The 25910-nt window shown below is 56.1% G+C and carries 24 protein-coding genes, 1 tRNA gene and 2 pseudogenes; 17 read left to right on the top strand and 10 right to left on the bottom strand.

What is annotated here, in order from left to right; genetic code table 11:
* Positions 1-6: 6 nt before the first annotated feature.
* A complete protein-coding gene (locus tag AC2FLO_RS20860; protein WP_496754180.1) occupies positions 7-2019 on the bottom strand; it encodes a dynamin family protein in 2013 nt (670 codons plus the stop codon).
* A 2-nt stretch (positions 2020-2021) separates the two neighbouring features.
* A complete protein-coding gene (locus AC2FLO_RS20855; protein WP_496754179.1) occupies positions 2022-2444 on the bottom strand; it encodes a hypothetical protein in 423 nt (140 codons plus the stop codon).
* 836 nt (positions 2445-3280) lie between these two features.
* On the opposite strand from AC2FLO_RS20855, the gene AC2FLO_RS20850 reads away from it, so the two are divergent.
* A tRNA-Leu gene (locus AC2FLO_RS20850) sits at positions 3281-3365 on the top strand.
* Between the two features lie 113 nt (positions 3366-3478).
* On the opposite strand, the gene AC2FLO_RS20845 is transcribed toward AC2FLO_RS20850, so the two are convergent.
* From AC2FLO_RS20845 to AC2FLO_RS20835, 3 genes are read right to left on the bottom strand one after another with little or no spacing between them, the layout of a single operon-like run.
* A complete protein-coding gene (locus tag AC2FLO_RS20845) occupies positions 3479-3940 on the bottom strand; it encodes a tyrosine-type recombinase/integrase (RefSeq protein ID WP_496811746.1) in 462 nt (153 codons plus the stop codon).
* A gap of 45 nt (positions 3941-3985) precedes the next feature.
* Positions 3986-4876: an amidohydrolase family protein gene (locus tag AC2FLO_RS20840; protein ID WP_496754177.1), complete on the bottom strand. Its 891-nt coding sequence runs from the start codon at positions 4874-4876 to the stop codon at positions 3986-3988.
* A complete protein-coding gene (locus AC2FLO_RS20835; RefSeq protein WP_496754176.1) occupies positions 4873-5874 on the bottom strand; it encodes an ester cyclase in 1002 nt (333 codons plus the stop codon). Before AC2FLO_RS20835 ends, AC2FLO_RS20840 begins: the two co-directional genes overlap by 4 nt.
* 160 nt (positions 5875-6034) lie before the next feature.
* Between AC2FLO_RS20835 and AC2FLO_RS20830 the strand changes: the two genes are divergently transcribed.
* The 16 genes and pseudogenes from AC2FLO_RS20830 (at position 6035) to AC2FLO_RS20755 (ending at position 21996) form a co-directional block, all read left to right on the top strand.
* Positions 6035-7084 carry an ABC transporter ATP-binding protein gene (locus AC2FLO_RS20830; protein WP_496754174.1) on the top strand — a complete coding sequence of 350 codons (1050 nt, stop codon included), beginning with the start codon at positions 6035-6037 and terminating at the stop codon, positions 7082-7084.
* Between the two features lie 83 nt (positions 7085-7167).
* The gene (locus AC2FLO_RS20825) at positions 7168-8394 is read left to right on the top strand and encodes an ABC transporter substrate-binding protein (protein WP_496754172.1); all 1227 of its coding nucleotides are present in this window, start codon (positions 7168-7170) and stop codon (positions 8392-8394) included.
* Positions 8395-8459: 65 nt separating this feature from the next.
* Positions 8460-9488 carry a carbohydrate ABC transporter permease gene (locus AC2FLO_RS20820; RefSeq protein ID WP_496754171.1) on the top strand — a complete coding sequence of 343 codons (1029 nt, stop codon included), beginning with the start codon at positions 8460-8462 and terminating at the stop codon, positions 9486-9488.
* 1 nt (position 9489) lies between these two features.
* Positions 9490-10371, top strand: a complete 882-nt coding sequence (locus tag AC2FLO_RS20815; protein ID WP_209507350.1) for a carbohydrate ABC transporter permease — start codon at positions 9490-9492, stop codon at positions 10369-10371.
* A gap of 179 nt (positions 10372-10550) precedes the next feature.
* On the top strand, positions 10551-11579 hold the full coding sequence (locus AC2FLO_RS20810) for an ester cyclase (protein ID WP_496754168.1): 1029 nt from the start codon (positions 10551-10553) through the stop codon (positions 11577-11579).
* Positions 11580-11711: 132 nt separating this feature from the next.
* Entirely contained in the window at positions 11712-12242 is a 531-nt protein-coding gene (locus AC2FLO_RS20805) for an ester cyclase (protein WP_496754167.1), read from the top strand.
* A gap of 11 nt (positions 12243-12253) precedes the next feature.
* On the top strand, positions 12254-13594 hold the full coding sequence (hisD, locus tag AC2FLO_RS20800) for a histidinol dehydrogenase (RefSeq protein WP_480588576.1): 1341 nt from the start codon (positions 12254-12256) through the stop codon (positions 13592-13594).
* A gap of 83 nt (positions 13595-13677) precedes the next feature.
* Positions 13678-14727, top strand: coding sequence for an ester cyclase (locus AC2FLO_RS20795; RefSeq protein WP_496754166.1), 1050 nt, complete (start codon positions 13678-13680; stop codon positions 14725-14727).
* Between the two features lies 1 nt (position 14728).
* Positions 14729-15496, top strand: coding sequence for an SDR family NAD(P)-dependent oxidoreductase (locus tag AC2FLO_RS20790; protein WP_480588572.1), 768 nt, complete (start codon positions 14729-14731; stop codon positions 15494-15496).
* Positions 15496-16515: a LacI family DNA-binding transcriptional regulator gene (locus AC2FLO_RS20785; protein WP_496754165.1), complete on the top strand. Its 1020-nt coding sequence runs from the start codon at positions 15496-15498 to the stop codon at positions 16513-16515. The genes AC2FLO_RS20790 and AC2FLO_RS20785 overlap by 1 nt, the downstream gene beginning before the upstream one ends.
* Positions 16512-17486: a nuclear transport factor 2 family protein gene (locus tag AC2FLO_RS20780; protein ID WP_496754164.1), complete on the top strand. Its 975-nt coding sequence runs from the start codon at positions 16512-16514 to the stop codon at positions 17484-17486. Before AC2FLO_RS20785 ends, AC2FLO_RS20780 begins: the two co-directional genes overlap by 4 nt.
* Positions 17487-17637: 151 nt before the next feature.
* Positions 17638-18600: a cupin domain-containing protein gene (locus tag AC2FLO_RS20775; protein WP_496754162.1), complete on the top strand. Its 963-nt coding sequence runs from the start codon at positions 17638-17640 to the stop codon at positions 18598-18600.
* A 102-nt stretch (positions 18601-18702) separates the two neighbouring features.
* The gene (locus AC2FLO_RS20770; RefSeq protein ID WP_496754160.1) at positions 18703-19827 is read left to right on the top strand and encodes a cobalamin-independent methionine synthase II family protein; all 1125 of its coding nucleotides are present in this window, start codon (positions 18703-18705) and stop codon (positions 19825-19827) included.
* Positions 19824-20519 carry an alpha/beta fold hydrolase gene (locus AC2FLO_RS20765; protein ID WP_496754158.1) on the top strand — a complete coding sequence of 232 codons (696 nt, stop codon included), beginning with the start codon at positions 19824-19826 and terminating at the stop codon, positions 20517-20519. Before AC2FLO_RS20770 ends, AC2FLO_RS20765 begins: the two co-directional genes overlap by 4 nt.
* Positions 20516-21211, top strand: coding sequence for an RraA family protein (locus AC2FLO_RS20760; RefSeq protein WP_496754156.1), 696 nt, complete (start codon positions 20516-20518; stop codon positions 21209-21211). Before AC2FLO_RS20765 ends, AC2FLO_RS20760 begins: the two co-directional genes overlap by 4 nt.
* 84 nt (positions 21212-21295) lie before the next feature.
* Positions 21296-21996: pseudogene (locus tag AC2FLO_RS20755) on the top strand (IS6 family transposase).
* Between the two features lie 143 nt (positions 21997-22139).
* Here the strand turns inward: AC2FLO_RS20755 and AC2FLO_RS20750 are convergent.
* The 5 genes and pseudogenes from AC2FLO_RS20750 to AC2FLO_RS20730 form a co-directional block, all read right to left on the bottom strand.
* Complete coding sequence (locus tag AC2FLO_RS20750; protein WP_496754154.1) at positions 22140-22541, bottom strand: hypothetical protein; 402 nt, start codon at positions 22539-22541, stop codon at positions 22140-22142.
* Complete coding sequence (locus AC2FLO_RS20745) at positions 22538-23251, bottom strand: ABC transporter ATP-binding protein (RefSeq protein ID WP_496754152.1); 714 nt, start codon at positions 23249-23251, stop codon at positions 22538-22540. The genes AC2FLO_RS20750 and AC2FLO_RS20745 overlap by 4 nt, the downstream gene beginning before the upstream one ends.
* Before the next feature lie 4 nt (positions 23252-23255).
* A complete protein-coding gene (locus AC2FLO_RS20740) occupies positions 23256-24392 on the bottom strand; it encodes an ABC transporter permease (RefSeq protein WP_496754150.1) in 1137 nt (378 codons plus the stop codon).
* Entirely contained in the window at positions 24389-25543 is a 1155-nt protein-coding gene (locus AC2FLO_RS20735) for an efflux RND transporter periplasmic adaptor subunit (RefSeq protein ID WP_496754148.1), read from the bottom strand. Before AC2FLO_RS20735 ends, AC2FLO_RS20740 begins: the two co-directional genes overlap by 4 nt.
* Positions 25540-25910, bottom strand: a pseudogene (locus AC2FLO_RS20730) (hypothetical protein); the annotation flags it as partial. The pseudogene AC2FLO_RS20730 and the gene AC2FLO_RS20735, both read right to left, overlap by 4 nt.

Raw genomic sequence — 25910 nt, 5'->3', positions numbered from 1 at the left:
TTCTACTTATGCCGCTTCGTTGCTTAGGTCTTTCAGGATGTCACCCAGAATCTCGTCTCGCGATTTCTGAGGTTGCAGGCCCGCCATCGCTGCCGAGGTCTGGCCGGAGTTTTTGTCTGCTGATGATGAGATGCTCAGCAACGTTTCCTTCTGTTCCCGCATGAAATCCGCCAGAATAGCGCGGACGTTTTCCAACACGGCCGCAATCTGGTTTTCCTCGATATCCTTGGTGATCGAATTCGCCTCGGACGCGATCAGGCGTGTGTAATCGGCAGCGTACGCTTCAAAGCCTTTTCGCTTTTGCCACCAGCGTCGCCACCAGGTACTTTGCAAGTCCAGAGCGATCGTCCGGCCAATCCCCAACGGTGGTGGAACGCGCGGCACGATAGGTGCTTCGATGCTGAATTCACCCAGGTGGTTGCCAAGAATTTTGTGATACAGCGCTTCTACATCTGCAGCCGCAGTTGAATAAAGCGTGCCAGCATCCTTACGCATTGCGCGGGCAAAACTGAAATAAGCGGCTTTTTGCAAAGTCCTCAATCCAGCAGGGTCGTATTGCCAAGTGCCTTGCTCGCCATTCTTCTCAAGGTGCGCGATCAGAGAATCCGTGGCGCGCTTCACAAAATTCGCCTCGGCTGAGTTCAGGCGCTCCAATACTTTGTCACGTAATGCATTGGTCAGTTCGGCTGCTTTCTTTTCATATTCCGCAGAAACTTTCGCAATTGCATCTTCCGGAGAAACACCGTCAAGATCACGCGCAACGCCTTCACCCTCTGACAGAGTCTTTGCCACGGCGGTGGCACGAATCTGGCTGGCGATGTTGCGGGCGCGATGGCGAACCCGATCCATCAGCCTTGCTCCGGCACCTTCTGCAATACGCTCGTTTATCGCCAGCAGCAGGTCAGGCAAACCGGACAATGCCCAGATTTTGTCCAGCGAGGGGGCCTGATCACCGAACCCGGCAGCGAGGTAAAATGTATTGAGTGTTTCGCGGGATTCTTCGTTCAGAATCTCGGGGTTCCCGGTCAGTGCTGCCTCGGCCCACAAGGCACTGCCGAACACGACACTTGTCTTTGCGTCGATGTTGTTCTGTTTCAGAGTATCCAGAATCCGGTCGCGGATTTCGGGGACTTGATTGACCGGGTCTGACAACTCGTCAATCCGGTTTATAAACAGGACAATCTGGCGGTTCTCAAATTGAGCGATGATCCGCATCAAGGCCATGTCCATGGTGGTCAGGGCTTGGCTTGCAGCAAGCACCACAACACAGACTTCGGACCCGCGCAGGCTGCGCAGGGTAATCTGTTCACGCACCATGAAGGTATCGTTGACACCCGGCGTATCACAGAGTTTCAGCGCAATCGGGTACTGAGGAATATCCATGTACAACTCGGCCGACTTGGTCACATCTGCGAACCGGCCTGTTTTTGGATTGATATCCGGGTCGTCCTCATCGCCCAGGCAGACATATCTTTGGATCAGTTCTTCATCGAAGTGATCGTATTGGTGGCTTTGGCCAAGTATCAGGTCGAAGTGCTTTCCAAGACGCTCTTCCGACTTTGCTTTCATCTCGCCGATCTGACGGCGAATGTCCTCCATCTCGTCATCTGCACCGGCACGGTTGGCCAATTCGCCCAACCGGCCGCCCCCGACCATCAGATTGTCCCATTCTTCCTGCTCAAAGAAGGTGAACTTGGCCTTGGTATCGCCCGGTGGACGCATGTTGATATTCAGGGTTGTGACGACCGACGTCCACGGGTTCACATCCGACGGAAGCAAAGATGGGCGCCCCGCAAGAATGTTTACAATCGATGATTTGCCCGCTTTTACCTGACCGACCATAGTGATGCTGGCGGTGAAGTTTTCCATCCTGGTCTTGAGTGTTGCCAGACGTGCCGAGGAGCGCGCATCAGCCACCTCAGTCAATTGATCAATCTGCGCCGTCAGTGATGACATTGCCGAAGTCATTGGCGCCAGAGCTTCGTTGCCTACAGACAACAGGTGATCATTGCGCGCCATGCTTAACCTCCGGTTCCCGTAGCTGCGATGCGGGGTTCATGCGAAGGACGGCCCGTTGGAATTCCTGTCAACGTGTCGATACGTGCGATCAGGTTCAAAGCGTTGCCCAGAATGTCAGCCTCGGCGCGCGGGCTGATGGTTTCGTAAGCCTTGGCGTCAGCCAGCACTTCGATCGAGCTGAAGCGATCGCCGTTTTCAAGGCACGCAACGCGGCGTCCGGTCGGGAAACCCTCGGATTTGACCGCGGGCAATGGCATACGCGCATTGGCCAGCAGGTAGTGGTCTCCGGAATGGGTTCGGAGCGATATCCCAAAGCCCGTGTTCGGGTGGTCCCGGTTCAGGATCTTGAGTTCGCCAAGAAAGCTTTCGCGAGCAAAGAAGACAGCCTCTTGCTCGGCAGTAGCGGAGGGATTCAGATCGGTCACAGCAGTAAACCTTGTACTGGAGTTGAGCAGGAAACTCGTACCGGCGCCAAAGTGGCAAAAAAGACTCATTAACTCCTGCTAAACAACAAGACCTTTCAAGGCGGTCTTATTTTGACGTGAATAAGATTTTTTGGCGTTTGAAATGTGGCAGCTTTGTGGTGGAGTTCTCTTGAGAATGCCTCAACCTGCGCGGGAATGCCTATGACGAAAGAGCCATTCCGCACCAACTGTATGAAACCGAGCGGGGACCGGCGGAACACAATTGCTTGAACCTGACGGTGCGGGACATTCAAAAATCTGTGTGGCCCTGAAGGGCACTTTAGTCAGATAAGTTATTCTTGTTGTTTCAGAAACCTGAAGTTGCTCTCTGAGTTGGAAAGGGTCGCAGATGCGTTTTCTGGGGTGTCGTGGCGGGTAATCCCGCGCCTCCTGCCATGGGTTCAACTATGAACGCGCGAGGGCAATGAAGTAGGATTTCCATGTTCGCCATTGGTGATCTAACAACAAGCTGTCGGCTTTTTTTCTAGGAATTTGGTCAACGTAAGAGCGATATTTTGTAGGCTAGCTGGGTCAAATTTTAACTTCGGCGCGAATGAAGAGCTCTTCCAAAATAGCGTGGACATTGTCCCGCAGGATATCGGGTTTCACGGCCACTGATGTTCCCATCAACTTTCCACTGACAAGCCTCTTGGGGCTAAACATTTTCATAAGATAGTGTGGTTGCCCCATATCTCATCAGAGGATCTACAAACTTGGCGATACATGTATTTTACCCCTCGCGCTCGGAAGCAAGCTTTGTTATTGACCGCTTCAATCCAGCGCTGCGGCGCTGAGTTGCGGGTGTGGCGAAATTGGTAGACGCACCAGATTTAGGTTCTGGCGCCGCAAGGCGTGGGGGTTCAAGTCCCTCCACCCGCACCATTTTGATAACAAAAGGAAACTTTAAGTCTGTGCAGTCATTTTTCTGGACGTGCATTTTAGAGTTTCCCACTATGTTTCCCAGATTAATGTTCCGGTCCCGTTCTGTTCCAGACCTATTTACGGCGTCTCTGTGCTCGCTTCGTTAGCTGTTTCTGGTTGGCCTGATTCCGGTACTTCCTGACCATCTCAAGCGTCTTGTGGCCGGTGACCGCCTGGATTTCACTGTCACTGTCACTGCATCCAGCTTCCGCCAAAGATACAGCCGCGTTATAGCGCCATCCGTGGATGACATAATCCTCTACCTGAACGTCCTTGTGGCGGCGAACATCAAGAACCCGCTGCTGGATTGTTTTCTTGGCGATCCCCTGCTTCAAGTTCTTCGCCATCATAAACCTTCCATTGCGGCTCAGTCCGTCAAGATATCGGCTTAGGAATTCGGGGCAGGCAACCCAACAATCGTCAATGCCATAAGTTTGCAGCAGAGCCCAGTAGCTTTTGCACTTGGGGGTTAGTTCCCCCGAGTGACATTCATAAGCGTTGCCAATTTGATCACAGGTGAAGCCATTTGTGGCCATTCTAGTCGATCCATTCAGGTTTCACCTTGGATTCAAAGATAAGTATCATTCTCCGAACCCCTCAAGATCGTAGAAATGTGCGGCGGTTTCTCTGAAAACCGCCGATTGTGCTTCAGCCGGTACCAAATCACGGTAAGCCAGTACCAGCGATGCATAATCGCCATAGAGCTTGTCGACCGGGAAGTTTGAGCCAAACATGACCCTCTTGGGTCCGAATTGTTCAAGACAAATCTCCACGATCGGGCGAATTCCGTCAGGCGTCCAGCTGTGATCGAACATGCCCAGGCCTGAGAGCTTGCATGAGACATGCGGCAGATCAGACAGCGCGCGCAGCCTTTGAGTCCAGCTTTCCAGGCCCGCCGGGGTGCGGTCATATGGTGATCCGGCATGGCATAGGGCAACTCGTGTGTTTGAGGCTTGCGCGAGAACCCGGGTGGTTTTTCCGATCAGTTCGGGAATGAGCTGCAGATCAAAGCTGAGATCGCGCCGTCCAGCCTCCTTCAGTCCATCCAGAAATCGCGGATCATCCAGCAGAGAATTTGTGCCCTTCTGCGCGTCTTCTCCGGGTGCGCGCCCAACGATCTGGCGTACGCCACGCACGGTTGGAAGGGCCTGAAACGTATCAAGCTGGGCGGGTAGGTCATCCGAGGTCAGGTCACAGAACACAACCTGCGCCATTGGCCAGTCTGGATTGGTATCGGCGACAGCTTGAACCCACCGGGCTTCGTCCAGACCGTTTTTGGCTCCCACCTGGATATGGATCGAGGCACCGACTCCGCAGGGCGCGGCTTCGGACCGGAACTCGCGCAGCAGGTAATTCCGTTGAATCGGCGTCGGGTCGCCAAAGAACCTTTCCACCCCGCGCGCCATCAGCCAGGGGTAGTTTACGGCCTCAAGGTCCCAAAGGTGGTGATGGGCGTCGATCCAGCCGGTCATGTTCGCGGTACTTTCGCCATACGCCCCAATATATCGACACCCTGTTGTTTCCAGAAATGCAGCAGATCGATGAAAACCCAGTTCTCGGCCAGCTTGTCACCCGTGCGACGATATATGTCGATCACGCGGAATTCACCGGCCTTGTCGGTGGCGGGCATACCCATGAACCCGCCGGTGGGCCGCGCCGTAAAATTCGGCCAGCCGAAAAAACCGCCATAGTGACCCTCAGCCAAGCGGCAAATGTGCTTGGTCTTCGAGCGGTCCGTTAAGGATGCGCGGAAAGGGCCTGAGTGCTGCTTTGCATAACGCTCAATCGTATAGGTCGCGCCGATCCCAGCGGGCCCCCACCAGATCATGTCTTCGCTCCATGTCTGGCGCAATTCTTCCTCAAGGCTCAGGCCGCTTTTCCATTGGCCGAGATCGGAAATCATGGCATTGATCGTGCCGAGAGTTTTTTCACCTTCTTCGGCAGGCTGCGGGTTGAACATCAAGCCGTCATGAGTCATCGGTCCGGGTTGCACCAGATGGGCTGCGGTTTGGGGCGAGAAGGGCTGTAACCCGACTTGCATCATGAAGTGCGGGATGTCGAAATACATCGCCGTCTCGGCGATCTTGCCATTCTCGATCCTGTTGAACTCACAATAGCGCAAAAACGCCATCTTGCCTGTTGGGGCGATGCCCAGCCACGCATTGTCGAACAGGCCCATCAGGTGCCCCATTGAAACAACCCAGACCGAGGTGAATCCATCCATCTCGTTTTTTCCGGCCATGAACACGTCCATCCGGCGCTGCATATTCCCTAGGCTTTGCTTCATGGGACGCCAGAATGCCTGCGCTACGTCATGGGTGCCCCGAAGCTCATCAAATGGGTGGAAACCGCGCCACAGGTAGTCTTCTGCGCAGAACTCAGACAACGTGTTGGCGATATCCGATTCTTTTACGCTGCTGAGCGCCGAGTAGTAATCCAAGATGATCGATTTTTGGATTTCATAGGACATTATTACTTTCTTTCAGTTCTTTAGTCGCTGTCATGGGGCGAATTGCGAAGAAGATGAAGTCGACGGTTGCACACGCATGCAAAAAAAGCTTGCCAGATGTTTCTTTTGTTGTCTATGGTTTTGCAAGCGTATGCACGATGCGTGCAGCAGGGAGGACAGAATGGCCGAAATTCAACTTCGCAATGTTGGAAAGCGTTGGGGATCGTTTGTTGGAGTTGACAATTTTGACCTGACAATAGCCGACAAGGAATTTCTGGTACTTCTTGGGCCGTCAGGTTGCGGAAAGACCACGACAATGCGCATGATTGCTGGTCTCGAGGACGCGTCTGAGGGAGATATCCTGATCGATGGTGCCCGAGTAAATGACAGGGAGCCCAAAGACCGCGATGTCGCGATGGTGTTCCAGTCATACGCGCTCTATCCGAATATGAATGTATATGAGAACATTCGCTTCCCGCTGAAAGTTCGCGGTATTGACCCTGCTACCCATGACGAAAAAGTGCGGCGCGCTTCGGCGATGGTCGAGCTGGATGACTTCCTGCACCGCAAACCGGCGGAACTGTCTGGCGGTCAGCGTCAGAGGGTTGCCCTGGCTCGTGCCATTGTGCGCGAGCCGAACGTGTTTCTGATGGACGAGCCACTATCCAACCTTGACGCAAAACTGCGCGTTTCCACCCGCGCGCAGATCAAGAACCTGAGCCACGAATTGGCGGTCACCACGATCTATGTGACCCACGACCAGATCGAGGCAATGACCTTGGCTGATCGGGTGGTGATCATGAAACAAGGTGTGGTTCAGCAGGTTGGCTCCCCAACCGATATTTACGATGAACCTGCAAATACATTTGTGGCCAGCTTCATCGGCAACCCGGCAATGAACCTTGTCGATGGCGAGGTTCAGGGTGGCGTGTTCCGCGCCCAAAGCACAGAGGTGCACGGGTTGAACGCGCCGGACGGTCCTATCACGCTGGGGTTTCGCGCCGAGGACGCAAATGTTGTGGAAAGTGGCGGCGAGATCAACGCGCCGATCTATACGCAAGAGCTGTTGGGCGACAGCACCATGGTTTCGGTTCGGATCGGTGGTGCGCTGGTCTCGGTCAAGGCCGACAAAACCTATCGGGCCGAAATCGACGATCAGGTCTCGATTCATATCCATACCGATCACTGCCATCTGTTTGATGCGAAAACCGGGGCTCGCCTGGAGGGCTGAGAACCGCAAACGACACCCGTTGGGACGGGGTAAGCAGGGTGCAGACTTCGAAGATGCACCCATCCATCTAGGGAGGAATATTGATGTTTTTGAAGAATATTGCACTGGTCGGCTCTGTAACCGCCTTTGCCGCAAGCGCGGGATACGCCTGCGAAATCGGCGCACGTGTCAACATAGTCGGCAATGAATTTGCGGCCATTCAGGCCGTCGCAGCCGGAGCGAAGGAATGCACCGGGGCGTCGGTAGAATCCAACCTGACATCCGAGCACCAGACCATCAACGTGGCTGGCCTGTCGGGCAATCCGTCGGAATACACGACCGCAATCATCGCCAATAGTTCGGTTGTGGCACTGATGAACGAAGACGTTATTCGTCCGCTCAATGACCTAGTGGAAAAGTATGGTCAGGACCTGCAGCCTGGGCAGCTGATCAAGATTGGCGACAACATCATGGCTATCGCCTTCATGGCGAACGCGCAGCATCTGATGTACCGCAAGGACATCCTTGAGCAAGCCGGTGTGGAAGTCCCGACTACCTATGAGGAAATGCTCGAGGTGGCCGAGGCCATTCGTACGCAGGGCATCATGCAAAACCCGGTTGGTGGAGCCTATGCATCGGGTTGGAACCTGGCGCAGGAATTCAACAATATGTTCCTTGGTTATGGCGGCAGTCATTTTAAACCCGGTACGGCCGAACCCAACGTGAATTCTGAGGCCGGTGTCAACGCCCTGAATATGATGAAGGCTTTGTCGGAATACATGAATCCCGACTTCCTGACTCATGACTCCAACGCCACCAATGCCGAATACCGGGCTGGCAACGTTGCAATCATGAATATGTGGGGTTCGCGCGCATCGCAGCAAACCACCACCGAAGGTGTGTTGCAGGAGGTGATCGACGGCCATGCGATTGGCGCGCCGCTGACAGTTGGTGGCGGAGATATCCCTGCAACGACCCTGTGGTGGGACGGTTGGACTGTCGGAAAGAACATCTCAGATGAAGAGGCCGAGGCCACATTCATTGCAATGAAACATGGCATCCGTCCTGACATGCTGAACGATGAAACTACACCACTGGCGGTCTGGCTGATTGAAGGCTACCAGCCCGGAAAAGATGCCGAGGGTGTGTTTGCTGCGGCCAAAATGGGCACACCACCCTATCCGATGCTACCCTACATGGGGCTCATGCACAGCGCACTTGGCAACGAACTTGCTGATTTCATGCAGGGCAAGGAAAGCGCTGAACAGGCACTTGCAGATGTCGAGGCCGCCTATCGTGCCGCCGCCATCGAGCAAGGCTATCTGCAATAAGAAGCCCATTGCGCGGGTGCCTTTGATACCCACCCGCGCAATCCTACTCACGCGAGGATTGCAACATGCGCCATAAGACATTCCTTTGGTTCTTCCTGCCCACAGGACTCGCGATGCTGCTGTTCATTGCAATGCCAATTGTCTCGGTGGTGACTCAATCGATCTTCGCGCCCCACCCGGCCGTTCTGTTAGAGGTCGAAAACTGCACCCCGCTTATCGGATGCACAACTGAGACCACTGTTGATCAAGAGGCCACTGCAGCACTTCGCGCCGAGAAACCTCTGGGCCGGTTTGTGGGATTGGACATTTACTTTAACCGAGGCCATCTGGCGATACAGGAAATTGGTCAAATCTGGGCCGCGAATGAAACATGGGTCGGCTTCTTCACCGAGCTTGGTAATCTGCCCTTCTACCGGGCGATGGCATTCACGCTGACCTTCGTTGCTGTCGTGACACCGCTCACAATTGTATTGGGGCTGGTGATTGCGCTGGCAGTAAACTCCCTGCACAGGCAACTCAAAGGTCTGATGATCTTTTTCTCTCTTCTGCCCATGATCGTGACCCCGCTGATCGGCTCGCTCATCCTGTTTTGGATGATTGACAGTCGCGGGGTGATCGGCAACGCCCTCGTATATCTGGCTGGAGATCCGGATTTCAGCCTGAAAGCATCAACAGGGCTGATGTGGGTAGCTCTGATGGTCTATGGTGTTTGGCACGCTGCGCCTTTTGCCTTTGTCGTGTTCTATGCTGGATTGCAAACCTTGCCCCAAGACCAGATTGAGGCCGCTCAGATAGACGGGGCGACGCGCTGGCAGCAGGTCAAGTTCGTGGTTGTTCCCCATCTCATGCCTCTGGTCACATTTGTTGCGCTGATCCAGTTGATGGACAATTTCAAGGTGTTTGAACCTATCATCGGCTTCAGTGCACAAGCGCATGCGCAATCACTCAGCACCTTCATCTTCTACGATCTCGGTGGCGAGACTCGGCAACTGTCTTCCGCGGCCGCTACCTCTGTGATGACGATTTTCGGGGTCGCAATTCTTCTGTCGCCCGTGCTTGTCCGCACCTGGCGCGATTTCAAAGGAGCAAGATAATATGGCCAGCCGCGCGCAAAGAATGCCTACAAGCCTTCGGATCGCCTCATCCCTGTTTGTGCTCCTATGGTTTATCCTGGCCGCCTTTCCGTTCCTCTGGACAGTGTGGGGGTCATTCAAGGTCGAGCTGGATTTCTTTTCGATCGCTGACTGGACCAACGCCCTGACTGGTGCCCGAACCGAAGCGGTTTATGGCTCGCCGTTCACCACCACCGGATATGAGGGTGCATGGATTCAGGAAGAGTTCTGGCGCAATGTTCTGAACACCGGGATCGTCTGTTTCTTTGTTGTTACCATCTCACTGACTATCGGGACGCTAGGAGGCTATGCCCTTTCGCGGTCTACTTACAACTACACATTCTGGCTGTTGATCACGGCGCTTATCTTCCGCGCGATGCCGCCAATCACTCTGGTCTCAGGTTATCTGTTACCCTTCTTTGAATGGAATGTTTGGGGAATTCTTCCAACCACCATTATCGTGCTTGTGGCGATCAACCAGCCGTTCACTCTTTGGATGTTACATTCCTTCTTCAAGAACATCCCGAGCGAGTTGGATGAAAGTGCCAAGGTCGACGGATGCAACCAGTTTCAGGCTTTCCGACGTGTGATCATTCCGGTGATGTGGCCAGGCGTCATCACTACCGGGCTGTTCTCGTTCCTTCTGGCCTATAACGACTTTGCCGTCGGGGCGATGCTGCTGTCCGAAAGCAACCGCACCATGGTGCCTGCAATCGCCGCCTTCCTCGGTACAACACAAACCGAGGGCAACGTGATGTTCGCCGTTGCGGCGGTGGTTTCAGCCACAGTTCCACTGTTCATCCTGGTGATGTTCTTCCAACGCCAGATCGTCGGCGGCCTGACCGCCGGGGCTGTGAAAGGCTGACATAAATGGGGCGCACTCATCCTCAGTCCGTATCTGCCCATGCGCACGCAGCCAGCCTGAACTTGGCTGCGCGCCGGGCCCGACGGCCGGGACGAATTCCATTTGCCTTGATGCGCGCGGGTCCTCGTGCCTGCACACCGCCACAGCGAATAGGAAAACGTCCTAAAAAGGAAAGCGCCATGAACAAGCGCGCAAATCGCCCAGCGATGGGTATTGCCACCGGAACCACGTTTGAAAACAAACAGCTTTATCGTCAGTTTCTCGAAAGCTTTGATAAGGGCCTAGGCGAGACCATGCAGACGGCCGCCAGCGAGATTTTCGCCGCAACGGCCACTACCGAAGCGAGCCATCCGATCAATGCAGCCCCTGATGGCAACGGCTACGTCAGCTCTGTCATCTTGCCGATTTCAGAGGCGTTCGCGGGGCTCACCCGTCAGAACTATGTGGTCACGGGTGGCGAATACCTGGGAAGCGAGTGGGTCACCTCAACCGGGTATTTCCATGGTCATTTCAAGCGACCGCTTTGTGGTATTCCACCCAGTGGCAAACTGGCATTTCTGCGGTTTGGTGAATTCCACCGAATGGAAGATGGCAAGATCGTCGAATCCTATGTCTTCCTCGGTTTTGCAGAACTGATCATCGCACTCGGCCTCTGGCCTTTGAACCTACAGGGCTATGAAGGTGTCGTGCCGGGTCCGGCAACGCATGACGGTATCGTCATTGGGCCATCAGACCCAGCGCTGTCACGCGCCACAGCAGATCTGGTCGAGGACATGCTAATACAGCTGACGACTGAGGACCAAAGCTGGCGACCTTATTGGGATGACCGAATGGTGTGGTACGGTCCCGGCGGGTTGGGCTCTTATGCGACAGTGGATGCGTTTGCCGGTTTCCAGTCCCCTTTCGAAAACACGTTCGAGGGCTGGGGCGACGGCAAGGATGTAGGCGTCACCGGCGTTGGTTCGAATTGCAAGGCCGGGGATGGCGACTACGCGTTCCTGTGCGGCTGGCCGCAGATCACTGGCGTCCACGTCAAACCTTTCCTGGGCCTGGAGCCAACGGGAAAGCGCGTTTTTATGCGTGACTGCGACTGGTGGCGCTGCGCAGACGGCAAGATCATCGAGAACTGGTGCATGATCGATATCCCACATCTGCTGTTGCAACTGGGTTACGATCTTTTTGCCGAAATTTCTGAACTGACCCAATGAGCTGTTCCGCCAGACATAACGCCATTGCGCGCCACCCGGCGCTCAACCGGATGCCAAGAGATTTTCTGACGGCCGACCAACCCACGTCGTCCAGACTGAAAACCCCTTGGTAACCACAAAAGGAACAGAAACATGAAAGGCTCCCGCCCCGAACAGGCCGTGCTGTCCAAAGACACGGACATGAGCAAGACAGACGAAACCCGCGCCGTGATCGAGGGGATGGTCGATGGTTTGAACGATCATCGCATCAACGATATCGGCGAGTTCTTTGCGGAAGGGTTCCGCTGGATCGGCAACCGGGGCTGCGGCACCAAAACTGGGCTCAAGGAGTTTCAGAACAACTGGCAGCGCCCGTTCCAGGCAGCGTTTTCTGATAAGATCTGCATCGATGAGGCCCGACTGTACATGGGCGAGTGGGCTGCCGCTTTCGGCCGACAGGAGGCAACTCATTCGGGCGAGTTCCTCGGCATCGCGCCCACCGGCAAGCGGGTCGAGATCCGGTACATGGATTTCTGGAAAGTCGTCGATGGCAAGATCGTTGACAACTGGGTGAACGTCGATTTCGCCCATGTCGCCGCGCAGCTTGGCGTTGATCTGTTCAACGGCGAAGGCTGGGAAGCATTTGACCGGGGAGAAAAAACTCCACCCCGGCCCGAAAACTGAGGATAGAGACAATGGCTATTGAATACCTGAAACGCGGCAAACCTGAAGCTGACCGAGCGGAAGACGATGCCAAAACCCGAGCTGTTGTCGAGGCAACGCTGGCGGATATCGAAACCCGCGGCGATACTGCTGTGCGCGAATTGTCAGAGAAGTTCGACAATTACTCGCCGGAAAGCTTCCGCCTGAGCCAGAACCAGATCGACGAGTTGATCAACTCGCTGACTGAACGCGAACTGGCCGATATCAAATTCGCACAGAAGCAGGTGACGAACTTTGCGCAAGCACAACGCGACTCGATGCTGGATATCGAGGTTGAAACTCTGCCAGGAGTGATCCTTGGTCACAAGAACATCCCTGTGCAGTCTGTGGGGTGCTATGTCCCCGGCGGCAAATTCCCGATGGTGGCTTCGGCGCATATGTCAGTGGCAACTGCCAAGGTTGCCGGTGTTCCGCGCATCATCGCATGTACCCCTCCGTTTCACGGCAAACCCAATGCGGCCGTAATCGCAGCGATGCATCTAGGCGGCGCGCATGAGATCTATGTCATGGGCGGTATCCAGGCCATTGGTGCCATGGCGATAGGGACTGAGACCATTGATCCGATTCACATGCTGGTTGGTCCCGGCAACGCCTTTGTGGCCGAAGCCAAGCGCCAGCTGTTTGGCCGTGTCGGTATAGATCTTTTTGCGGGTCCGACCGAGACGATGGTCATCGCAGATGAAACTGCTGCGGACGCCGAACTTTGTGCGACCGATTTGCTGGGACAGGCCGAGCATGGCTATAACAGCCCCTGCGTTCTGGTCACCAACTCGTACAAGCTGGCCCAAGAAACACTGAGCGAGATCGACCGTATCCTCGGTATCCTACCCACCGCCGGCACTGCCAAGGTCAGTTGGGAGGAATACGGCGAGGTCATCGTCTGCGACACCTATGACGAGATGCTTCAAGTGGCCGATGACATCGCGTCCGAGCACGTTCAAGTCATGACAGATCGCGACGACTGGTTCCTGGAAAACATGACCTGTTATGGCGCGCTGTTCCTTGGTCCGCGCACCAACGTGGCCAACGGTGACAAGGTGATCGGAACCAATCATACACTGCCGACCAAGAAGGCCGGGCGCTATACCGGTGGGCTCTGGGTCGGCAAATTCATGAAAACGCATAGCTACCAGAAAGTCGTCACTGATGAGGCCGCGGCGATGATCGGCGAATACGGCTCGCGCCTGTGCATGCTGGAAGGGTTTGTCGGACATGCCGAACAATGCAACATCCGTGTCCGGCGTTATGGGGGCATCAACGTGCCCTATGGTGAAGGCGCATCATATCGCGAGACGGCCGATGCGACCTCGTAAGCGTGACGAACTTTGTGCAGGGATTCGACCGGGGCCCAACAGAATTTCTAAGATAAGAAGTTAAAATAATGCGAGATTTCGCAATGGATACTCACTCTACCCAAAAGGCCCTGATCGCGCCCCTGCGCGAGGCCATGAATAAATTCGACGAAGCCGGGGTACGAGCGGCGCTGGAGTCGGTGATCGCGCCCGATGCCGCCATCCACATGTTGTATCCATTCGGAGATCTGACCGGCCCGCAGGAACTCTATGACACCTGTTTTGCGCCGCTTCTGAAATCCATGCCCGATCTTGAGCGTCGCGACTGGATCGTCATGGGTGGTCGGACAGAACAGGGTAACGACTGGGTTGGCTGCGGTGGCCACTACTTCGGCACCTTCGTCGCGCCCTGGCTGGACATCCCGCCGACGGGGCATCTGACCCATATGCGGTTCCACGAATTCTACCGTTTCGAAAAAGGCAAGGTTGTCGAGATCCAGACACTCTGGGACATTCCCGAAGTCATGATGCAGGCGAATGCCTGGCCAATGGCACCGTCTCTTGGGCTGGAGTTCTGCATTCCCGGCCCGGCGACTCTGGATGGCGTTGTGTCCGGACCGTGGGATGAGGTGAAATCTCTGGCCTCGTGCAATCATATCGTCGACATGCTGAAACATCTTGAGAAACACCCCAGCCAGGGTGGGCCCGAAGTGATGGAGATGGAGCGGTTCTGGCATCCGCGCATGAACTGGTATGGCCCTGCAGGGATCGGGACAGCGCGCGGTATCGCGGGGTTCCGCAACTGGCACCAGATTCCCTTCCTCAACGGAATGCCCGATCGCGGCCAGCACGCTGATGAGATCACCTTTCACTTTTTTGGTGATGGCGACTACGCCGCTGTGACCGGCTGGCCGAACATGATCCAGACCGTCACCCATGACGGCTGGATGGGGATTGCGCCTTCGGGCAAACGGATCACTTTGAAGTCACTTGATTTCTGGCGTCTGGAAGGTGGGCTGATCCGTGAGAATTGGGTGTTGGTCGATCTGCTGGACGTGTATCGGCAATTGGGCGTAGATGTTTTTGCCCGACTGCGTGAGTTCAATAAGGCACGTGTACCGGGCGCCATCCCATTCCCGGTCGGCGAGGTCTGATATGCCCCATTTTCCCAGCACCCCCAGTTTCGACCTGAGCGGCAAGCGAGCTTTGGTCGCCGGAGCCTCGTCGGGGATAGGCATAGCCTGCGCTGTGGCGCTGGCGGAACATGGTGCTGAGGTCACTTTGGCGGCGCGCCGTGCTGGTGCGCTTCAGGATATTGCAAAAGATATGTCGGCGCAGGGATGGTCTGCCAGGGTTCTGGAGCTGGATGTTTCGGACGTGACAGCAACCGCTGAAGCAGTAGCGCAAAAAGGGCCGTTCGATATTCTGCTGAACTCAGCCGGGCTTGCCCGACACGGCAATGCCGTGGAAACACAGCCGGAAGATTTCGATGCGGTGATAAGCGTCAATGTCAAAGGGGCTTATTTCCTGACCCAGGCTGTTGCCAAAGGCCTACTCGACGCTGGCCGTCCCGGTTCGCTGATCAATATCTCTAGCCAGATGGGCCATGTTGGTGGTCGCGAACGCGCGGTTTATTGTGCGTCGAAATTCGCGGTCGAAGGCTTCACCAAGGCGATGGCGCTTGAGTTCGGACGTTCAAAGATCAGGGTTAACACGATTTGCCCCACCTTCATTCTGACGGATCTGACAAAGTCGACTTTCGACGACCCGGACAAGCGGGCCTGGATTCTGGACAAGATAAAACTGGGTCGCCCCGGAGAGATTGAGGACATCATGGGGGCGGTGGTTTATCTGGCCTCGGATGCGTCGGCGCTGGTGACGGGCACGGCATTGATGGTTGACGGAGGTTGGACGGCAGACTGATGGCGACACAAAAGGTTACATCACTGGAAGTTGCCCGTCTTGCCGGGGTCAGCCAATCTGCGGTCAGCCGTGTGTTCACCCCCGGCGCGTCTGCGTCGAAAAAAACCGTTGAAAAGGTGCGCAAGGCGGCCAAGGAACTGGGCTATCGCCCGAACGTTCTGGCCCGCGCTGTAGTGTCCGGGAAAAGCCGGATAATCGGGCTTGTCGTGGCCTATCTGAACAACCAGTTCTATCCCGAGGCACTGGAAAAGCTGACAAACACATTGCAGGAACGTGGATACCACGTGCTGATATTCATGGCCTCGCATGAGTCTGGAAACATCGACTATGTTGTCGAAGAAATACTCGACTTTCAGGTCGAAGGGATCATCGCCGCTTCGGTGGCTTTGTCCTCGGATTTGTCCGACCGCTGCCGTACGGCCGGTATACCGATGGTATTGTTCAATCGGGCACAAGACGACACGGCAATGTCGTCAGTTACATCCGACAACGTTGCCGGTGGTCGAAAGGCTGCCGAGTTCCTGTTGGCAGCTGGGCACCAAAAGATCGGATATATCGCCGGGTGGGAAGGAGCTTCGACCCAGCGTGACCGCGAAACAGGGTTTGTTGCCGCCTTGCAAAAAGCCGGGGTTACGCTGCACGCTCGCGAAGTAGGAAATTTTTCGACGGAAGAAGCCCGGCAAGCCACGCTGCGGATGTTCGAAGCCAATCCGCCTGATGCGGTGTTTGTCGCCAACGATCACATGGCCGTTTCCGTTATGGACACGCTGCGGTTTGAGTTGGGACTGAATGTTCCAGGCGACGTTTCGGTCATCGGGTATGACGATGTCACTGTCGCCTCATGGCCAGCATACAACCTGACCACCATTCGACAGCCCGCCAATCGCATGGTCACCGAAACTGTCGATATTCTGCTCGGCAAGATCGAGGACCCCGATGCCGGTCCTCGTCGGGTCGAGATTGACGGACCGCTAATTGTGCGCGGCTCCGCCCGCATACCTGAAGGATGGAAGACATGAAGGGATTTGATCCCAAGTTCAAAGATTTCCCCGATTACATAATCGGGATTACCAAAGAAATCTGGGAAGATCGTGGCATTGCCACGCTGCACGACTATTACGCCCCGGACATCGTCGTGCGGTCACCTGGGTCGGTGGTTGTCGGAAACCAGAATGTCATTGCTGCCACTATGGCAACTCTGGCAGAATTCCCTGATCGAACGCTGTTGGGTGAGGATGTAATCTGGTCGGGAACGCCGGAAGAGGGCATGCTGTCGTCGCATCGCCTTTTGTCCACAGCGACCCATCTGGGTGACGGTGTGTATGGCAAGGCGACCGGCAAGAAACTGGTCTACCGCATTTTGGCCGACTGCCACGCCATCAACAACCAGATCAACGATGAGTGGCTTATCCGCGACCAGAGCGCGATCGTGCAGCAGATGAGTTGGGACCCCAAGGAATACGCCCGCGATCTGATCGCGCGCGAGGGTGGGCCAGACGCCTGCGTGCAACCCCTCACGCCAGCGATTGATCGGTCCGGCCCCTATAAAGGCCGTGGCAATGACAATGAATGGGGCCAGAAATACGCGGATATCCTGACCCGGATCATGAATGCCGATATGACGGTGATCGAGGCTGAATACGACCGCGCTGTTCTGTCAGAATATCCCGGCGGCAAGACCGGCCACAGTTGGGGGCCGGTTGATCGGTTCTGGATGGGCCTGCGCGCAGCGTTCCCAGGTGCCGAATTCAAGATCCACCACCAGATCGGCCGTGACGACCCGATGATGTCGCCGCGCGCTGCGATCCGCTGGTCTTTGCATGGCACACATGACGGCTGGGGCGTGTTCGGCGTGCCCACAGGGGCCGAGGTCTTTGTGCTGGGCATCTGCCAGGCCGAGTTCGGGCCATGGGGTCTGCGCAAGGAATACACCTTGTTTGACGAAACCTCGATCTGGAAACAGATTCTACTGAAAACCGGCGATCTCTAGAATGTCGCACCGTATCTCAAATCTGGATGCCGGGCAGGCGTTGCGGCGGTACCACGCCCATCGCGCCAGCCTGCGCGCCCGGCGACTGAACAATCGTCCGCCGGGTGGTTTGGTTTGATCCGATCAAACCCAAATCAAAAGGAGAAAAGATATGAGTACCATCGAAAGCCGCATCGTCCGTTATGGCGAACTGAAGCCTTGTAAAACCGCGTTCATCGACGCGCACACGCCGGGCTCGGACAATAAAGAGAATTTTACCATCATTGGCGGCGGGGTCAGCGAAAGCCCGGATCAGCACGTCCACATCACCGACAAGATCGGGTTCAACATCGGTGCAGCGGGGCAACCGCCGAAATGCCGCAACTCGCTGCACAGCCACACCACCGCCGAGGTGTTCTTTGTTGCCAAAGGTCGATGGCGGTTCTTCTGGGGTCGTTATGGTACGGCAGGCGAGTTCATCGCTGAAGAAGGTGACATCTTCAACATCCCAACCGGGATTTTCCGCGGCTTCGAGAATGTCGGCCAGGACTATGGCATGATCATGTCGATGCTGGGTGGCGACGATGCCGGTGGCGGCGTGACCTGGGCTCCGCAAGTCATTCAGGATGCGCAGGCCCATGGCCTGATGTTGGGCAATAACGGCGTCCTGTACGACAGCAAAAAGGGCGAAGAACTGCCGGACAATGTGCAGCCGATGCCGCTACTGACCGAGGAAGAACTGAAAGCCTTCCCCGAGGTTCCCGTTGATGCGGTGATCGGCAAATACGTCGCTCGCTACTGGGACCTGATGGCGCTGGCAGCGGACAAACCTGCGGTTGTGATCGGTGAAAATGGTCTGATCAAAGACAAGCCCGGTTTCGAGGTTGATTTTATGACGCGCGGTTCGGCTGTGGCTGAACTGGTCAATGCGGACAAACCCGTGGTTCTGATGCCGGCGAGCGGCCATTGGCGTATCAAGATCAATGAGGTCGAGGTTACCCTGTCCAACGGCGATACCGCTCTGGTTCTGCCCGGTGAAAGCTACAGCGCCGAACCGTCTATGACCGGGCAAGCGGGTCTGTACCGTATCACCGCAACCGACGACCCTGCTGGGGCGACTTGGACAGGAGCATAACGCCGAAATTACACGTCCCGGTTTCAATCGGGGCGCGCGCAGCACATCCATCGCCGGCTTTCCGGCCCGGCGATGGACCTAGATTTGAATGGAGATCCTAACATGACCCGCGTTTCAACCACCCATGTGGGAAGTCTGCCACGAAATCAGGAGGTCGTTGACTTCATCTTCGCTCGCGAGCGAGAGGAACCGTTCGATCAGGCTGCATTTGACGCCTGCATGACCGCGGCCGTGTCCGAGACCGTGCGGAAACAAGTCAAGGCTGGGGTAGATATCGTCTCGGACGGTGAGACCTCAAAGATCTCTTACGCCACTTACGTCAAGGACCGCTATACCGGCTTTGCGGGTGACAGCCCGCGCAATGCGCCCGCAGACCTCAAGATGTTTCCCGGTTTTCTGAAACGTCTGGCGGATGATGGCGGCACGCCCCAATATGCGCGACCCATGTGCGTTGGCGAGGTGCGCTCAAAAGGGCAAGGTGAGCTGCAGAAGGACATCGACAACCTCAAGGCTGCCATGGTCGAACACGGGGTCGGGCGCGGTTTTATGAACGCAGCCAGCCCTGGGGTGATTTCTCTGTTTCTGCTGAATGACTTCTATCCGACGCGCGAGGCCTATCTGGCCGCGCTGGCTGACGCGATGAAGGAAGAATATGAAACCATCGTTGGTGCGGGTCTGGATTTACAGCTGGATTGCCCGGATCTGGCCCTGTCGCGCCATATGCTGTTCACTGATCTGTCCGACGACGAGTTCGTGAAAATCGCCAACATGCATGTTGAGGCATTGAACCACGCATTGCAAAATGTCCCGGCTGACAAAGTGCGTGTCCATATTTGCTGGGGCAATTACGAGGGGCCACATTGCTGCGACATCGGCATGGACAAGGTGTTTTCGACGCTAATGTCGACCAAATCGCGCTACGTGCTTTTTGAAACCTCTAACCCGCGACACGCGCATGAATGGATGGTGTTCCGTGACCGCAAGGGTGAAATTCCGGGTGACAAGGTTCTTGTGCCCGGTGTGGTGGACACCACGACGAATTTTGTCGAACACCCGGAACTGATTGCTCAGCGTACCGAGCGGTTTACGAACATAGTTGGAAATGAGCGTGTAATCGCCGGATCAGATTGCGGCTTTGGCACCTTTGCGGGCTTTGGTGCGGTAGATCCGGATATCGCCTACGCCAAGCTGAGCGCGCTTGCCGAAGGGGCTGCCCTGGTCAAATGACGCCGCTTATCCTCCTGCCCGGAATGATGTGCGATGCGCGGTTGTTCGCTCCGCAGATTGACGCCTTGTCAGGCAAATACCCGATCCTGTGCGCACCAATCGGAGGCCATGAAACGATGCGGGCGCTGGCCACCGATGTGTTAGCCTATGCGCCCGAACGCTTTGCTCTGGCGGGACTCTCGATGGGCGGTATCGTGGCGATGGAAATTCTGCGGCAGACCCCGGACCGTGTGGCTGGTCTGGCGTTGATGGACACGAATCCGCTTGCTGAACTGGACGAGGTCAAAGCCAGGCGCGGCCCTCAGATCGATGCGGTCGGACGTGGCAACCTGCGCAAAGTCATGGCCGAAGAGATGAAACCGAACTACCCGGCGGACGGTCCGCGTCGCGCCGCCATTCTAGATTTGTGCATGGACATGGCCATGGATCTTGGGCCGGACGTTTTCGTCAATCAATCCAAAGCTCTGCGTGATCGCCCTGATCAGAGCAACACGCTGCGTAACTTCACCGGCGCAGCACTCATTCTCTGTGGGCGCGACGATGCCCTGTGCCCCGTCTCAAGGCATGAATTGATGCACGATCTGATGCCACAGAGCCGGTTGGAAATCATAGAAAACGCCGGCCACCTGCCGACACTGGAACAACCGCGACAAACAACGGCGGCTTTGATCCGCTGGCTGGAGATGATATGAACCAATCCTTGCTGGACCTGCTGAAAAAGGTCGACACGCCGACTGTTTGCAACGCCATCGAAGTGGCGAAGGGCAAGCGCGGATTCAATGAATTTACCCGGGGCACAATGTTGTGTTCTGATCCCGATGCGGGGGCGATGGTGGGATATGCCCGTACCGCGAAGATCGCTGCTGTGAGCCCGCCGTCAGAACCGCCTGGGGTGATCCGCCAACGTCGGATGGACTATTACAGGCATATGGCAAGTGGAAGTGACCCGGTTGTCACCGTGGTTGAGGATCTGGATTATCCAGATTGCATCGGCGCCTTTTGGGGCGAGATCAACACGACGGTCCACAAGGGCTTCGGCATCAGCGGCGCTCTGACCAACGGAGTAATGCGCGACCTGGGTGATCTACCCGGTAACTTCCCAGTTGTTGCCGGGTCAATCGGGCCCAGTCACGGGTTCGTACACGTGCGCGAAATCGGCACCTCGGTTTCGATCTTTGGCCTGGAGATTCAGAACGGTGATCTTGTGCATGCGGACCGTCATGGTGCGCTGGTTATCCCGCCCGAAGTGATGGGCAAGCTTGAACAGGCGATCATCAAATTGCTTGAAACCGAAAAACTGATTCTGGATCCCGCCCGCGCAACTGGGTTCGATTTCGACGCATTTGAAAAAGCATGGGCAGCGTTTGAAGCCTCTCGGACTTAAACTTGCGATTTGTATTCCCCTATTGTCAGGACCCATTGATTTCCACGTGTCGGCGTGATTCACGGCTGGGCGTAGGTGACACTGATGAACACATCGTCAATCAGCTACAAGCGCCACCGGTTTCCGCCCCAGCTCATCGCGCACGCGGTGTGGCTGTACGTTCGCTTCAACTTGAGCCTGCGGGAAGTTGAAGAGATGCTGCTGCAGCGTGGGATCGATGCGTCTTACGAAACCGTCCGGCGCTGGGTCATCAAATTCGGACCGGCGGTAGCTCGAAATCTGCGGCAGAGACATGGCCGCCCAGGTGATGTCTGGCATCTGGATGAAGTTGCTGTGAGACTCGTGGGGCGCAAGTATTGGCTTTGGGGTGCGGTTGATCAGCATGGCGTCGTGCTGGAGGAAATCCTCCAACCCAGGCGGGACAAACGGGCGGCAAAACGGCTGTTGCGCGGCCTGATCAAGCGCCTTGGTTTCATTCCCAAGCGGATCATCACGAACAAGTTGCGGTCCTAAGGCACCGCCAAACGGGAAATCGCGCCGGGCTTGGATCGTTGGTCGCACAAGGGCCTCAACAATCGAGCTGAAAACAGCCCCCTCCCATTCCGAAAGCGAGAACGGACGATGCTAGGACATCGATCTTCAGGAGGTTTGCAGCGGTTCGTAACCACCCATCAGCCGTTAGAAATTGCTTCCGCGTCCCGGCACGTCGTCGCTCCGCACTAACAATCCGTTATCACCGCCTCGAGGCATTTGACGCCTGGAATGCCACCACTCGAGCCGCTTGAATCCCGACCATCAGCATTCCCTGGTCGACCGGACGTTAACGTGACAACACCCGCGTACATCCTGACTCATAAACATCTCCTTTGTCCCCGAAATGGGAGGTCAAAGGAAATGTCCTGCGAGTAACGGCATATCTACAGGCGAGTCATTCTGCTCGCCAGATATGCACCCAAGCCACAACGGAAATGGCTAACCAGACACCCGTGCGCAAGGTCATCGCGCCGACGGTGCGCATCTCATAGGCATTGCCTTGCAACACATGAGCGCCGAAGGCCAGGAAAACCAGAACGGTGGTAACCAGAATGCCTGTTGATATCCAGGCCGCTGACCGGTGCTGTAGAAACAGTCCAAAGCCGGCCACGACATAGGCGAATCCTGCCAGAAAGTTGAACCACAGCACGAAGGGCACCGCATTACCAACGGCGGCGCGTGCTTCCTCGCTACCAAACAAGGCCCGCCCGCCTGAGAAAACAGTCAACGCGCCGAACACTATTGCCACGCTTGCCGCTATGTTCAGGGCGCGGTTGCCAGTGGTTGCATTTTTCATGTCGCGCCCCCTTCCGTTCCATCAAGTCGGCCGTCGCGTAAGTGGAACAGCTTGTCGAACCGGTCGTAGATCTTTTCATCATGCGTCACCGCGATGATGCAGGCGTCTTGTTCAGCTGCGAGCTTGCGCATCAGGTCCATCACGATCCTGGCCCTCTGGCTGTCAAGCGCCGCAGTTGGTTCATCTGCCAGAATGATGCGCGGGCTGTTGGCAAGGGCGCGTGCGATGGCCACACGCTGCGCCTCACCTCCGGACAGAAGCGCGGGCATCGCATCCCTGCGGTGACCGACCTCCAGATAGTCCAGCAGTTCGACAGCGCGCCTTTGCGCCTCGACCGTCGATTTTCCAGCCAGTTTCAGCACCAGAGCAACGTTATCTTTGGCATCGAGAAATGGCAGAAGATTATGGAACTGAAAGATAAACCCGATCTTGTCGAGCCGTAGCCTACGCAAATCGTTTCGCAGCCATTGCTTGTCGTAAACCACCTCATTGTCCAGCGTAACCTTCCCCGTACTCGGAGCAATGATGCAGCCAATGACATTCAGAAGCGTCGTTTTACCCGATCCAGACGGGCCGAGTAGTGCCACCACTTCGCCCGCCTCGACTGACAGATCAACACCCTTCAGTGCGTCGACACGTGCACCGCCCTCGCCAAAGTGCTTTGAGACATTGGTAACATCTACAATCACGCGGCGCGGATCACTGAGCATGACGTCACCCTCCGATTGCCGTGGCCGGATCGACCTTGAGTGCTGCACGAACGCCAAGGCCGCTGGCGACGATGCAGACAATGAGGATGATCCCTGCCAGCGCGACGGCGTTGATCGGCTCCAACACAACCCGGCGGGGGAAGTAGTCTTTGACAAGCAGGATAAGGATCAGACCGAAACTCCAGCCGACCGTACCAAGTGCAATGGATTGCTGCACGATCAGCCCTATGATCGTGCGGTCGGGGGCGCCGATCAGTTTGAGTGTGGCGATTTGCTTTAGCTTCTCCATGGTCATCGTGTAGATAATCAATGCGATCACAACGGCTGAAACGGACAATAAGATGCCCAGAAACAAACCTATCTGCCGCTTTGCCCGATCCACCACAGACAATAGCAGGATAGACTCCTGATCGGCTTGTGTCAGGGCCCCAAGATGTTTCCATTGGCGCACCGACTGCGCCACTGCTTGCGGGTCTGCAAGCGGTTCAAGCCTTGCGATCACAGCTGCGACACTGTCCTGACTTTCGAGCAACCCCGCGCCTCGTGCCTCCTGAACGCGTTGCGCCGACGGGGCCAGTTGCGTCTGTAGCACTTGCGCATCGCGCAAGGTGATAAACGCCGCCGGATCACCGGCGGAATTCATCGTATCCTCGACCAACCCGACCACAGTGAAAGGATCGCGGCCCAGTCGGATAACATCGCCTACGGACAATCCTGATTTGGCATCTGCAACGATCTCGAAATGGGACTGGCTGATCCCGCGCCCAGCCGAGATTGCTTCGGGTCCACCGGGGTGACCTGGCTCGTATCCGATCACGTACAGGCGTAGCGTTTCGCCGCGAAAGGGCGCCTCGACGGTCTGGTATGTGATGCTGCCCGCTTCGGCCACACCATGCAATCGCCCCACGGCATCACGGGTGCCGTCGGGAATTTTCGAGGCTTCTGCAAACGGTCCGCGTGTACCAGATTCAACAATCCAAAGATCTGCTCGCGGTGCTTTGACAATGTTCAGCGCGTCCGCAACCAGCCCATTGTAAATACCAATCATTGCCAGCACGACCGCCATCAGAAGGCTGAGGCCGAGGCAAGTCAGCATAAAGCGGAACAGATTGTGACGCACATCGCGGTAGGCGAGGTTCATGGCGCATCCCTCTCGACGACCCGAACCATGAGCCCCTCAGACAGCCCTTTACCGGGTGCCAAGATGACCTGCGAGCCGTCGGGAATACCACCGACCAGTTCGACCCGCGCATCCTCGGTCCGATGACCGAAGACTGCCGACACCTGATGCGCACGCCCATCCTGCGCGACCCATATAAGACCTTCATGCCCGTCAAAACCGGTTATTGCGATCTCTGGAACCAACATCGCATCGGTCAGCTCTGTCACTGTGATCCAAGCTTCGACCTGTTCGCCAAGAAAAACCTGTTCCGGGCACTGATTGCATGCAATCCAAACCCGGCGTTCTTCGTTCACCCGGTCACTTTCTATACCGATCCGCGCGATCTTGCCTGTGAAGACCTTATGCGGCAAAGACCGCAACCTCACTTCGGCAACTTGTCCGAGTTGCAGGGGCCCGGCCCTCTCTTCATCAATGTAGGCCAAAGCCCAAACAGTGTTCGGGTCCAAAAGGGTAAAGATAGGTTCACCAGCGACAACAACAGTACCTGCTTCGACGTGGCGCTCAACAACGACCGCGTCAAATGGCGCCCGCAACACATGATGATCAAGCAGCACACGCTCGTATTGCAGGGCTGCCTTGGCGTCACTGTGCATGGATTTGGCAACCTCAACATCACTTTCTGCTACGGCCAGATCAGCGGCTGCAACATCGACATCCCGCTGCGCCTCTTCTGCAGCCTGAGTCGAGACGGCATTGCGCCCGGCAAGTTCCTGCTGGCGCGCATTTGTCGACTGCCGTTGCGCAAGAATGGCACGCGCGCGGATCACATTTGCCTCAGCCTTGCCCAAAGTGGCCTCTGCGGCGGCAATCCCGGCTTTGGCGCGCGCGACTTTTGCTTGTTGTTCCGTCGGATGAAGCCGGGCAAGGACTTGCCCGGCTTTGATCGTATCACCACTGTCGACTGAAAGTTCTGTCAGCGTGGCACCAACTTCAAATCCGACATCTGAGACGATCCGGGCCTCGACCGTCCCCAGCCCATAAACACGAACAGGGACATTCTTTTCAATTGCGGTAGTGGAAACACTAACCGGGCGCTCTGTAAGGACAAGCCAGCCAAAGACGGCGAGGCCGACAGCAAGGGTAACACCGAAGATGATACGGCGGTTCATGGCGAAACCTCTGTACTTGCTATTCGGAATAGCCGCATCTGAGCGTCGAGCAATCGGTGCCCTTCGGATTCCAATGCGAAACCGCGTTTCCCCAGAGTCCAGCGGATCGCCAACCCTTGTACCAGCGAGATCAACAGTAGCGCTCCGTCTTCAGGCGGCAGGTTTGTGTCGAACAGGCCCGCTTTCTGTCCGTTGGTCAGCTCGATGGACAGCAATGCGACCAATTCAGTCATCAGCGTAAGAACAGCTTGCCGGAGATCGTCGTTTTCTACCTGTAGCTCGCGCGAGAATGAGCCTCCCCCACTGAACTGGTCCGACGCTATGTTTAGGAAACGGAGGACTAAGAATGGCAAACAAGCGACCGAAG

The organism is Ruegeria sp. TASC047 (genome assembly GCF_059612445.1).
The sequence above is the reverse complement of the archived record's forward strand: the minus strand, read 5'-3'. Positions and strand labels throughout refer to the sequence as shown.

Bases quoted from the DNA above. Each gene is read 5' to 3' on its own strand.
- AC2FLO_RS20815 (WP_209507350.1), top strand. From the start codon at position 9,490: ATGGCCAGCCGCGCGCAAAGAATGCCTACAAGCCTTCGGATCGCCTCA.
- AC2FLO_RS20735 (WP_496754148.1), bottom strand. From the start codon at position 25,543: ATGAACCGCCGTATCATCTTCGGTGTTACCCTTGCTGTCGGCCTCGCC.
- AC2FLO_RS20745 (WP_496754152.1), bottom strand. From the start codon at position 23,251: ATGCTCAGTGATCCGCGCCGCGTGATTGTAGATGTTACCAATGTCTCA.
- AC2FLO_RS20835 (WP_496754176.1), bottom strand. From the start codon at position 5,874: ATGTCCTATGAAATCCAAAAATCGATCATCTTGGATTACTACTCGGCG.
- AC2FLO_RS20830 (WP_496754174.1), top strand. From the start codon at position 6,035: ATGGCCGAAATTCAACTTCGCAATGTTGGAAAGCGTTGGGGATCGTTT.
- AC2FLO_RS20860 (WP_496754180.1), bottom strand. From the start codon at position 2,019: ATGGCGCGCAATGATCACCTGTTGTCTGTAGGCAACGAAGCTCTGGCG.
- AC2FLO_RS20760 (WP_496754156.1), top strand. From the start codon at position 20,516: ATGAACCAATCCTTGCTGGACCTGCTGAAAAAGGTCGACACGCCGACT.
- AC2FLO_RS20840 (WP_496754177.1), bottom strand. From the start codon at position 4,876: ATGACCGGCTGGATCGACGCCCATCACCACCTTTGGGACCTTGAGGCC.
- AC2FLO_RS20780 (WP_496754164.1), top strand. From the start codon at position 16,512: ATGAAGGGATTTGATCCCAAGTTCAAAGATTTCCCCGATTACATAATC.
- AC2FLO_RS20820 (WP_496754171.1), top strand. From the start codon at position 8,460: ATGCGCCATAAGACATTCCTTTGGTTCTTCCTGCCCACAGGACTCGCG.
- AC2FLO_RS20785 (WP_496754165.1), top strand. From the start codon at position 15,496: ATGGCGACACAAAAGGTTACATCACTGGAAGTTGCCCGTCTTGCCGGG.
- AC2FLO_RS20775 (WP_496754162.1), top strand. From the start codon at position 17,638: ATGAGTACCATCGAAAGCCGCATCGTCCGTTATGGCGAACTGAAGCCT.
- hisD (WP_480588576.1), top strand. From the start codon at position 12,254: ATGGCTATTGAATACCTGAAACGCGGCAAACCTGAAGCTGACCGAGCG.
- AC2FLO_RS20750 (WP_496754154.1), bottom strand. From the start codon at position 22,541: ATGAAAAATGCAACCACTGGCAACCGCGCCCTGAACATAGCGGCAAGC.
- AC2FLO_RS20825 (WP_496754172.1), top strand. From the start codon at position 7,168: ATGTTTTTGAAGAATATTGCACTGGTCGGCTCTGTAACCGCCTTTGCC.
- AC2FLO_RS20790 (WP_480588572.1), top strand. From the start codon at position 14,729: ATGCCCCATTTTCCCAGCACCCCCAGTTTCGACCTGAGCGGCAAGCGA.
- AC2FLO_RS20795 (WP_496754166.1), top strand. From the start codon at position 13,678: ATGGATACTCACTCTACCCAAAAGGCCCTGATCGCGCCCCTGCGCGAG.
- AC2FLO_RS20765 (WP_496754158.1), top strand. From the start codon at position 19,824: ATGACGCCGCTTATCCTCCTGCCCGGAATGATGTGCGATGCGCGGTTG.
- AC2FLO_RS20740 (WP_496754150.1), bottom strand. From the start codon at position 24,392: ATGAACCTCGCCTACCGCGATGTGCGTCACAATCTGTTCCGCTTTATG.
- AC2FLO_RS20845 (WP_496811746.1), bottom strand. From the start codon at position 3,940: ATGGCCACAAATGGCTTCACCTGTGATCAAATTGGCAACGCTTATGAA.
- AC2FLO_RS20770 (WP_496754160.1), top strand. From the start codon at position 18,703: ATGACCCGCGTTTCAACCACCCATGTGGGAAGTCTGCCACGAAATCAG.
- AC2FLO_RS20810 (WP_496754168.1), top strand. From the start codon at position 10,551: ATGAACAAGCGCGCAAATCGCCCAGCGATGGGTATTGCCACCGGAACC.
- AC2FLO_RS20805 (WP_496754167.1), top strand. From the start codon at position 11,712: ATGAAAGGCTCCCGCCCCGAACAGGCCGTGCTGTCCAAAGACACGGAC.